This window comes from Frateuria sp. (assembly GCF_035695185.1).
In the GTDB taxonomy this organism is placed as follows: Bacteria; Pseudomonadota; Gammaproteobacteria; order Xanthomonadales; family Rhodanobacteraceae; genus Frateuria_A.
Genome location: NZ_DASSES010000025.1, coordinates 1 through 2,284 on the forward strand (window position 1 = coordinate 1; position 2,284 = coordinate 2,284).

Annotated in this window: 3 protein-coding genes; all 3 read right to left on the minus strand. The window is 69.7% G+C overall.

Translation table 11 applies throughout. From position 1 onward, the window contains the following. On the minus strand, positions 1–449 hold a 449-nt coding region (locus VFH59_RS01740; RefSeq protein WP_325163167.1), incomplete at its 3' end, for a class I fructose-bisphosphate aldolase. Between the two features lie 126 nt (positions 450–575). Beyond that, positions 576–1,007, minus strand: a complete 432-nt coding sequence (locus VFH59_RS01745; RefSeq protein ID WP_325163168.1) for an energy transducer TonB — start codon at positions 1,005–1,007, stop codon at positions 576–578. A 221-nt stretch (positions 1,008–1,228) separates the two neighbouring features. Next, positions 1,229–2,284, minus strand: a 1,056-nt coding sequence (gene pyk / locus VFH59_RS01750; protein WP_325163169.1) for a pyruvate kinase, incomplete at its 5' end; no start/stop codon positions are given.

The window sequence follows — 2,284 nt, forward strand, 5'->3', positions numbered from 1 at the left end:
GAGCTGGGGTTGTCGTCGGAGATGTTGATCACCGCGCGCCACTTGGCGAACTGCGCGCCCAGCCTGACGTACTCGGCCAGGCGGTCGCGCAGGCCGTCCAGGCCCTCGGTGACCACGTCGCCCGGGAAGCCGGCCAGCGGCACCGGGCCCTTGTCGACCTTGATGCCCGGGATGATGCCGTTCTTCTTCATCACCTCGGTGAACGGCACGCCGTCCCTGGTCTTCTGGCGGATCGTCTCGTCGAACAGGATCGCGCCGGAGATGTGTTCGGACAGGCCCGGTGCGGTCAGCAGCAGCTCGCGGTAGGCGCGGCGGTTCTCTTCGGTGTTCTCGATGCCGACGGCTTCGAAGCGCTTCTTGATCGTGTTGGTCGATTCGTCGATCGCGATGATGCCCTTCCCGGGCGCGACCATCGCCTGGGCGATGCTTTCAAGATCTTCGATGCTCATGAACGACTCCGTGCAGACGGGCGGGGTCACCGCAATGGATTTGCGCCGCCCCGGGCGGGGCGGCGGGTCAAAGAACCGGCGATTATAACGACATGCGTCAACGCGGTCGTGACGGCGCGGAAAGACTCAGCCTTCGTAGCCTGGCAGCCGGCAGGGAGCCATCACCCGCTGCTGCCCGGCCGGATCGGAGGGCGCATTGAAGGGCACGATGTAGTAGGTGGCCACCGGCGCGTGTTCCTGGTTGGACAGCGCCGGGCCGTAGCGGAAGTTGGATACCGCGCTCAGCGCGATCTGGCCGAAGTCGCCCTTGGGCACCACCTTCTCGACCTTGAGCTCGCGCGGCACGCCGTCGGCCCCGATCATGTAGCTCACCGCCGCACAGCCGGGCTGGTTCACGTTGCGTGCGCTGTTGGGCACGTCGACGGCGACGTTCTGGTTGAGCAGGATCCAATGGTCGTACAGGTGCTGCGGGTCGACCCGGTGCAGCGATTGCGCCGCCACGGGCAGGCCGGCAGCCAGCAGCGCCGCGAAGGCGAAACGGCGGACGGTCGGGTTCATGGCAACCTCCTGGTGTGGGGTTGGCCAGTGTAGCGCCCGTGGGAGCGGGGCGGGCCGTGACGCTGCTGTCGCCCCTGTCCCCTCGGGAGGGCTGGGATGACGGGGGCTCTTGCGGCGTTGTGGCCGTGCGGGCTGTGGTCCGGCGGGGCTTCCGCGAGCCCCGGCCCCTCACCTCGACCCTCTCCCCGCAAGGGAGAGGAGGCGCTCGCGAAGAGCCTGGTTCAAAGGTCGCGCAGGCTCTCGACGATGCCCTCGGCCCCGACCAGCAGCAGCTTGAGCGTATTGGTGCCGCCGCCGGCACCGACGCGGTCGCCCTGGGTGAGGACCACGCGATCGCCCTCGGCCAGCTTGCCCAGCGCGAACAGCTGGCGTACCGCCTCGCGGGCGTTGGCCGCCGAGCTCTGGCTCACCTCGTTGAAGGCCACCGGCTGCACGTCGCGCAGCAGCAGCATGCGCCGGCGGGAATCGGGGCTGGGCGAGAGCGCATAGATCGGCACCGCGCTGCGATAGCGCGACAGCCATTGCGCGGTCGCGCCCGAGTCGGTCAGGGCGATCAGCGCGCGCACGCCCAGCTGTCCGGCCAGCACCATCGCTGCCAGCGCGATGGCCTGGTCGGCGCGGTCGAGCCGGTGCGCGATGCCGTTGAGTTCTTCTTTCGGCTCGAACTGGCGCTCGGCGCCGAGGCAGATCCGGCGCATGGCGGCCACCGCCACGTCCGGATGCGCACCGGCGGCGGTTTCCTGCGACAGCATGACCGCGTCGGTGCCATCGATGACCGCGTTGGCCACGTCCAGCACTTCGGCGCGGGTCGGGATCGGCGCGCTCACCATCGACTGCAGCATCTGCGTGGCGGTGATCACGGCGCGATTGCGGGCGACCGATTCGCGGATGATCTTCTTCTGCAGGCCGGGCAGCTCGGCGTCGCCGATCTCGACGCCGAGGTCGCCGCGCGCGACCATCACCGCATCGGAGGCGTCGATGATCTCGCCCAGCACCGGGATCGCGTCGGCACGTTCGATCTTGGCCACCAGCGCGGCATGGCCGTCGGCCTCGCGCAGCAACCGGCGCGCCTGCTCCATGTCCGCGGCCGAGCGCACGAAGGAGACGGCCAGGAAGTCGGCACCGATCTCGGCGGCCAGCCTGATGTCCGCGCGGTCCTTGTCCGACAGCGCCGATACCGACAGGCCGCCGCCCTGGCGGTTGAGGCCCTTGCGGTCGGACAGGCGGCCGCCGATCAGCACCTCGCAACGCACCTGCGCGCCCTCGACGGCGAGCAC

Excerpts from the sequence above, each read along its gene's own strand:
- VFH59_RS01745 (WP_325163168.1), bottom strand. The coding sequence starts at position 1,007 with ATGAACCCGACCGTCCGCCGTTTCGCCTTCGCGGCGCTGCTGGCTGCC.